The sequence below is a fragment of the Levilactobacillus suantsaiihabitans genome (genome assembly GCF_004745505.1).
Classification (GTDB): Bacteria; Bacillota; Bacilli; order Lactobacillales; family Lactobacillaceae; genus Levilactobacillus; species Levilactobacillus suantsaiihabitans.
In genome coordinates this window covers 169,242-177,103 of the sequence record NZ_RKLX01000004.1, presented here as the reverse complement: position 1 = coordinate 177,103, position 7,862 = coordinate 169,242, and the positions used below count along the sequence as shown (strand labels likewise).

Sequence of the window (7,862 nt, the reverse complement as noted above, 5' to 3'; positions counted from 1 at the left end):
TCCTCGCTTTCAATTGGTTTCGACGACTTGATTGTAGCACAGAGGTGATATGCCTCTTTTTTATACAAAAATGGCGTCGATGGAGTTCTCCATCAACACCAAATATCATAGAACCGTTTTATATGGATGATTCACTTACTTTTAGTTATCAAATGATTAATTAGTTTCTATTGTAATTAGTTAACCCGCGTGTTATAGTTGACCTTGTCACTAAATCTAGGAGGTCACGAAGATGACAGTAAAAATTGGCGTAATTCTCGGTACGACGCGGACGAACTCACTGGGCGCCCGGCTTTTTCAGTATTTACAACGGCATTTAGTAACGCCTGAGGTGACGTATACGTGGATCGACTTACAAGATTATCCGTTACCACTGTACGACCACGCTGAGACGCCCTTGTCGGAACCCATTCAGCACTTGGCGGCACCGGAGAAACGGTGGTTAGATGTGCTGGCCGCTCAGGATGGCTACCTCATCTTGAGTCCCGAATACGACCATGCCATTCCTGGCAGTCTCAAGAACGCGTTGGACTTCGTGGGCCCTGAGGTCACCGCTAAACCGGTCCAAATCGTGACCTATTCCAAGTACAGCGATGGTGGCATGCTTGCGGCAGCCTCATTTGTCGGCATCTTGCAAATGCTGAAGATGCTGGTCTTGCCAACGCCCGTTTTGCTATGGAATGCCGAACCGAACTTTACGGCTGACGGTGACCTGGTACCCGACGCGGCCAACAGTGACCACTTTGCCCAGCGTCTGACCGAAGCCGCTGATGAACTGCGACACTACGCGCAGATTACCAAGGATCACCCGTATGGTGGGTTGGCTGACTAATTTGTTATTGAAGCTGAAAAAGAGTGGGCCAACAGGCGGTTAACTGCCTAGCAGTGTTAATGCTCGCCAGTTGCCTGTTGGCGCACGTTTCGGCCATGAGGCCACTTTGAGACCGACCCGTCTTGCGTTCCAACCCATATTTGGCGAACGGTAGGCGGCCAGGTCGTGTTGTGAGGCTGAAAACAACGATTTTTAACGCCATGAGTCGCCTGGTAACAATAGTTCCAGTTGTTTTTTGGCTTTAAATTTTCAGATTGAAGCTTTAAAATTCGCGTAAGGCCGCCGAAAGTGGTGGGCGGCCTTGCGCCTTTTTGGTATGCTGGAAATAACCTGAGCTGTTAAGTAGACAAATTAACCGGGGTGTTCAACGGGGTTAAGATTGTCCTTTGGCAGTCAGCTTGCGATAATGAAGAACTACGGGGAGGGGTCAATCATTATGGGGAAAAGATTGTGGGGGCGGATACAGAAACACCTAACGTTAATTAAAGGGATTTTCATCTTTTCGATTTTGATTTTTGTGATTCAAATGGTTGGGCGCATTGCCCATGAGGTCAGTGGCGAACAGCTCCAGGCGGAACTGGCGTCGTTGGATACTGCGACATTTATGTTATTGCTGGTGTGTGGGTTCGTGGCCGTCTTGCCGATGCTGATCTACGATTTTTCTATTGTGCAATTTTTGCCGGGCAAGTTTTCGCGCGGCTACGTCATTCGCAGTGGGTGGACCACCAACACCTTCACCAATCTGGCGGGAATGGGCGGTCTGTTGGGGGCCAGTCTGCGCGCCAACTTCTATGCCGAGTCGGCGACGAAAAAGCAAGTGGTCTACGCCATCTCCAAGATTGCGCTCTTCTTACTGGCCGGATTATCGCTATCGTGCTGGGTCGCGTTGGTCTTCCTATTTGGCTTCGACATCGGCGCACCGTTCCGGGGATATTGGTTTTGGCTATTAGGCGGCGGTTTGTATTTCCCCGTCATCTTCATCTTTACCCGGATTAGCGACAGTGAGTTCTTCCAGGACCTCACGTGGCGACGGGAAGGGATTTTGATCTTGGGGTCCAGCCTGGAGTGGGGGAGCTGTGCGCTGTTCTTTCTCCTGATTGGCTGGGCGTTGCGCTTGCCGATTCCGTTGGCGGCGGTCTTCCCGATGTTTGTGGTCGCTTCCGTTGCCGGGGTCGTTTCGATGATTCCCGGGGGCTTGGGTTCCTTTGATGTCTTCATGATCATCGGCCTGGGCTTCTTAGGGGTCAGTCGGGCCGACGCCACGGGCTGGTTGTTGCTGTACCGGTTGTTCTACTACCTCCTGCCGTTTGGCGTGGGGGTGGGGTTCTTCATCCACGACGTTGGTCGGCGGATGAATCGTTTCTTAAATGGCCTCCCGGTGGCGGCACTGCGGCGAGCGGCGCATTTATTCGTGACCATCTTCCTGTACTTTTCCGGCGTGATGATGCTGCTTTTTGCCACGATTCCCGATGTGGTCTTGGCCAACCGCTTTTATTTGCGGCTGGTGCCTTACATGTTTTATTTCCTGAGCCAAATCACCAACATTGTCATGGCCTTCCTACTGATTGGGCTGGCTCGTGGGGTGGGTGCCCGGGTGAAACGGGCGTATTGGCCGACGCTGGTGGTACTAGTCGTGGCCATTGGCGTGACGCTGTGGCGCGAAAATTTCCCGGTTGGCCTGGCCATCTTATTGGGCCTGGTACTGGCCTGCCTGCTCTTTGCTCGACCGGAACTCTACCGGACAGGCTTCCATTACTCGTGGGGCGGCCTGCTGGTCGACGGCCTGATCTACGTGGGGACCTTCGTGTTGTACACCATCCTGGGCCTTTCTAGCTTCCCCAGTGGGCACCACCGGCCATTCTTACCGAGCGCCTGGCTACTACCATCGACGCAGGTCTGGTTGACCGGCCTGGGCAGCCTGTTAGCCGCGCTATTGATTTTGATTGGCATTTACCGATACTTGTCCGCGTCGAAGCCGGCTTGGCTCCACGCGCCTTACGATGCGCCACGGATGCGGGCCATTATTACCAAATTTGGCGGCAACGAGGTCAGTCATCTGGCGTTCTTGCAGGACAAGCGCGCGTATTTTTACCAGGCCGATGGGGCCGACCAACTCTTCTTGTTGTTCCGGCAAAAGGCCGACAAGCTGCTGGTCATGGGCGAACCAATCGGCAATCAAGACTACCTGGCACCGGCGCTCCAGGCCTTCATGCACGATGCCAATCAGGCCGGCTTGCGTCCCGTGTTTTATGAAATCAGTGAATCGCTGACGCTACGGCTGCACGAAATGGGCTTTGACTTCATCAAGGTGGGCGAAGAGGGGCACGTCGATCTGGCGACCTTTAGCTTAGTTGGCAAGGCGCACCGCGGGGAACGGGCGTTGATCAACAAGTTTAAACGCGAGGGCTATCAGTTTGCCCTGCTCCAACCACCCCTGAGCGATGCGCAATTCCAAGAGCTGCAGGCCATTTCGGATTCCTGGCTCCATGACGAAACGGAAAAGGGGTTCTCGATGGGCTTCTTTGACCGTGATTACCTGAACGAGGCCCCCATCGCCGTCATGCAGGACGCAACGGGGAAGGTCGTTGCCTTTGCCAACCTGATGCCGACGGGAGACCACCGCATGACGTCGATTGACTTGATGCGGGCTAGTCGAGATGCCCCGTCTGGCATTATGGACGGTTTGTTCGTTTATTTGTTTGAGACCTGCCGGGAGACCGGCTACCTGAGTTTTAACCTGGGGATGGCGCCGCTGGCCAACGTCGGTGTGTCGACGTTTAGCTTCATTGAAGAACGGGTCGCCCACTTGATCTACGAGTACGGCTCGAACTTCTACAGCTTCCAGGGGCTGCGGGCGTATAAGGAAAAATACGTCACCGATTGGGAGCCCAAATACTTGGCCTACCGTCGGCGTCAGTCACTGATTTTCAGCATGTTACAGCTGATGTCGGTCATCAACCGCTGGTCACCGGTTGGCAGCAAGCTAGCCCCCAAGTGGTTCGGCCACTGGATGTCCGATGAAGTGCAGTGGCAAAATCGGGAGTAAATTACAAGAGTGCGCCAGCAGGCGGTTAATCGGCGAGCATTAAGGCGGGTAACCGACTGCCTGTTGGCGCACGTTTCGGCTATCTAAAATCGGAGCCAGTAATTCCACCGTAGCGAAAATAGCGGCCGACACCAGCTGAGTTATTAAAATAGCGCGTCGATCAGCAGCCTTCTGCCAGTCGACGCGCTATTTTTCTAAAAGGTAAAAGTAAGATTAAGGCGTTGATTTTCAAACTGACAGTGCCTTGCCCACTGGAATTGGAGAAACCAGGCAGGAACTACCTCCAGCCTGAGAAGCGGTCTTCTGGTTCGCTGACGCCACCCTGGCTAACTCCGACAAGTTGACGTCTATCAGTAATATTGTGTTAATGATAGACTTACCGCCCATGTCGCTACTACCTGGGGTTAAGACAACTGTTACTGGCGAACGGTAGGCGGACCGCGAGCCGTTACGTAGCTGAAACGTGCGCTAAAAGGCAGCCGGTTCCGCTTAAACCTGATAACCAAACAATCCAAAATCAGGGTTATTCGGTTATCAGCCTTAATGCTCGCCGGCTAACTGCCTTTTAGCCCACTCTTTTAGTTCGTGTACTTGAACGGCAGCTGGTGGTGAAAATTGGCGAAGCCGGTGAAAATCTCGTCAATCGTGGTGGCGTCGATGAAGAGGTTCATGTTTTCTTGGGGCGCAAAGCCGGCGTCACAGCTCTTTTGCATCATGGTGACCAATGGGTCGTAGTAGTGGTCGATGTTGAACAGGGCGATGGGCTTTTGGTGGACGTTGATTTGACTCCAGGATAGCATGGTCGTGAACTCCTCGAAAGTGCCAAACCCACCGGGCAACACGATAAAGGCGTCGGCCTGGCGGAGCATTTCGTCCTTACGTTCGTCCATGGTGCTGGTCTCTAGAAGCGTGGTGATGTCGGTCTTGGCCAGACCCAGCTCGCTCAAAAAGGTGGGGATGATGCCAATGACCTGGCCGCCGGCTTGCATGGTGGCAGTCGCCACGGCACCCATCAGCCCCTCTTTACCGCCGCCATAGACCAGTGGATGGTGGTTAGCGGCTAGATATTGGCCCAAGGCATTGGTTTGGGCGAGAAATTGTGGATCGTACCCGTGGTTGGAACCACAGAAAACACAGACATTTTTAATCGTTGGCAAGAAAAAGACCTCCAATAAGTGAGTTAAAATCGGTTGCGTGGGAAAAAGAATCAATCATGGTTTGATTGGGCCCCTTAGTTAGCTGGTTCCCCTAACTAGGTAGGGTTAATTGTTACCGACCTGAGAGGTGCGTATGCTGGGGAGCATGTAGTAGGCTAACAGCGGGGAGGATGACACGCATGAAGTTTAAGAAAATCGTCGTGGCCGGGGGTGGCTCGCGCGGAAGTCAGATTGCTTATCAAATTGCTTATCGTGGATTTCAGGTCGTCATTGAAGACGTTGATGCGACGGCGATTGCGGCGACTAAACGGCGGCTGGCCCAGTTGAATCTGGACTACGCCCATCAGTTCAACGCAACGCCGGCGGTCATCTTCGACACCAACGCGCGCATTGATTTTGCGACGGACCTGGAAACGGCGGTGGAGGACGCTGATTTGATTATCGAGGCGCTCCCCGAGGTGGCAGCGACCAAGAATATCTTTTATACGGAACTGGCCCAGGTGGCCCCCGAACAGGCCATCATCGCGACTAATTCGGCGACTATGCTACCCAGCCGGTTTGCGGCCATCACGGGGCGCCCGGCGAAGTTTCTCGCCATGCATTTCGCAGACCAACTGTGTACCCACGGCTTAGCTGAGGTGATGGGCCATGCTGGCACCGATGCGGCAGTCTTTCGCCACGCGTGTCACTTCGTGCGGCAGATTGGTTTGGTGCCAATCGCCATTCATCGTGAAACGCCGGGGTACGTGCTGACGTCGTTGCTCCTACCCTTCGTGAACACGGCGCTGACGCTGTGGCTCCACGACGTTGCCGACCCGCAAACCATCGACCGAGCCTGGATGATTGCCACCCAGTCACCGATGGGCCCGTTTGGCATGCTCGATGAGATTGGCCTGCGCCAGGTCTATCACCTGTTGCTGGCGGCTGGCCGGGAGCCAGGAAAGGGCGACCTGGTCGATGTGGCTCACAAGCTCAAGCGCGAGCTCCTAGACCATGATAAATTCGGCGAAGAAAATCGCCAGGGCTTCTACACGTATCCGGCCCCGGCCTTTACAACAGCCAAGTTTCTGACGGCGGGGTAAGCCCCAGCGACGGCGATTACCCTGAATCTTACACCAATACTTGAGAATTTCAAGTGAACAGTGGCCGTAAATTTAATTGGTGTGTTGATTGCCGGAACAGCAGTGTTTTGACACCTAGGATTGGTGAAACCAGGTGCCTGCGTCTGGCTAGGGTAGAGCCTGCTCTGGGGAACACCTCCAGCCTGAAGGGCGGTCTTCCGGCTCGCTTGAAAGCCTGGAAAAATCCGCCAGTCTCTCAAGTTGTCCCGCGCTGTAGGCTGAGACAAAAACTCAGCCCACACCGCCGACCCAACTGGCGCCATCCTGGCTGACTCCGGCAAGTTGACGGCTATCAGTAACACTGTGTTAATGATAGACTAGTCGTCAACGCAGCTGCTATCTGGGGTTAAGGCAACTGTTACTGACAAGCACTACCGTAGCCGAGAGTTCGCCAAATATGGGTTCAGCCGTGGGAGTTTCCTTAGCGGCGTGGTTCTTGCCGCTTAGGAAACTGGCGTCTTTGAGACGTGGTTTTCGGCTCAAAGCGAGGCGTCGAGACCGTTCTTTGGCTCGACCCGTCCGCCCCAGCGTTCCAACCCATATTTGGCGAACGGTAGGCGGCCAGTTTCCGTTATGACGCGGTCAGCAACTAATCCTAACGTCACGAGTCAGATTCTAGTGGTCCACTGAATACAAAAGGACCTGGGAGCAAAAATCTTCCCAGGTCCTTTCGTATTCATTTAAAATGACTGACGCGGTTACTTGCTAGGGTCGTCCGGATCGGCGGGTTCACCGATGTTGTAGTCGTCGCTGCTCATAGCTTCGACGTTTCCCAGCAGGTAGCCGTTACCGACCTGCGAGAAGAAGTCATGGTTGGCCGTTGAGGTGGAGATCCCGTTCATAACCACGGGGTCGACGTCTTCGGCCGTGTCGGGGAAGAGGGGATCTTGCCCCAGGTTCATCAGGGCCTTGTTGGCGTTGTAACGAATAAACGTCAAGACCTTGTCTGACCAGCCAATTTGGTCGTAGAGGGTGTGGGTGTATTTTTCTTCGTTGTCGTACAACTGATAAAGAAAATCATACATCCAGTCCTTCATGGCCTGCTGCTCGTTGTCGGTCAGTTCCTTCATGCCCAGTTGGAACTTGTAGCCGATGTAGGTGCCGTGGACGGATTCGTCCCGTAAAATCAGCTTGATGATTTCGGCCACGTTGTTGAGCTTGTTGTGCCCCAGATAATACAGCGGCGTAAAGAAGCCGGAGTAGAACAGGAAGGTTTCCAAGAAAACACTGGAAATTTTCTTCTTCAGGGGATGCTCATCATCGTGGTAGAGGTCGTAGATGCGCTTGGTCTTATTTTGCAGAAATTCTTCGGAATCACTCCATTGGAAGATCTCGTCGATTTCATCCGGCGTATTTAACGTGGAGAAAATCGTGGAGTAACTCTTGGCGTGAACGGATTCCATGAATTGAATGTTGTTTAGGACCGCCGTCTCGTGCGGGGTCCGGACATCGCGGCGTAACGCTGCCATCCCGTCTTGAGACTGCAAGGTGTCCAGTAAGGTCAGCCCGCCAAAGACGTGGCCCACGACCCACTGGTGATCGGTGTCTAACGTCCGCCAGTCATCCAAGTCGTTGGAGACGGGAATCCGGGTGTCCAACCAAAATTGTTCGGTCAGCTTTTCCCAGGTCGCTTTGTCGATCTCGTCTGAGACCTGATTCCAATTGATTGCGTTATAATTTTCAGTTCGTGCCAATGACAACCGCTC

At 53.6% G+C, this 7,862-nt stretch carries 5 protein-coding genes; 3 read left to right on the top strand and 2 right to left on the bottom strand.

The features are described from left to right. The first annotated feature begins 232 nt into the window (after positions 1-232). Entirely contained in the window at positions 233-832 is a 600-nt protein-coding gene (locus EGT51_RS03985) for an NADPH-dependent FMN reductase (protein ID WP_135367505.1), read from the top strand. Positions 833-1,268: 436 nt separating this feature from the next. Next, on the top strand, positions 1,269-3,878 hold the full coding sequence (gene mprF / locus EGT51_RS03980; protein ID WP_135367504.1) for a bifunctional lysylphosphatidylglycerol flippase/synthetase MprF: 2,610 nt from the start codon (positions 1,269-1,271) through the stop codon (positions 3,876-3,878). 578 nt (positions 3,879-4,456) lie between these two features. On the opposite strand, the gene EGT51_RS03975 is transcribed toward mprF, so the two are convergent. Beyond that, positions 4,457-5,035: an LOG family protein gene (locus EGT51_RS03975; protein ID WP_135367503.1), complete on the bottom strand. Its 579-nt coding sequence runs from the start codon at positions 5,033-5,035 to the stop codon at positions 4,457-4,459. A gap of 179 nt (positions 5,036-5,214) precedes the next feature. Here EGT51_RS03975 and EGT51_RS03970 point away from each other — a divergent pair, with 179 nt between their 5' ends. Then, positions 5,215-6,117 carry a 3-hydroxyacyl-CoA dehydrogenase gene (locus EGT51_RS03970; protein ID WP_135367502.1) on the top strand — a complete coding sequence of 301 codons (903 nt, stop codon included), beginning with the start codon at positions 5,215-5,217 and terminating at the stop codon, positions 6,115-6,117. Positions 6,118-6,854: 737 nt separating this feature from the next. Here the strand turns inward: EGT51_RS03970 and nrdF are convergent. Beyond that, entirely contained in the window at positions 6,855-7,850 is a 996-nt protein-coding gene (gene nrdF / locus EGT51_RS03965; protein ID WP_135367501.1) for a class 1b ribonucleoside-diphosphate reductase subunit beta, read from the bottom strand. Positions 7,851-7,862 lie beyond the last annotated feature (12 nt).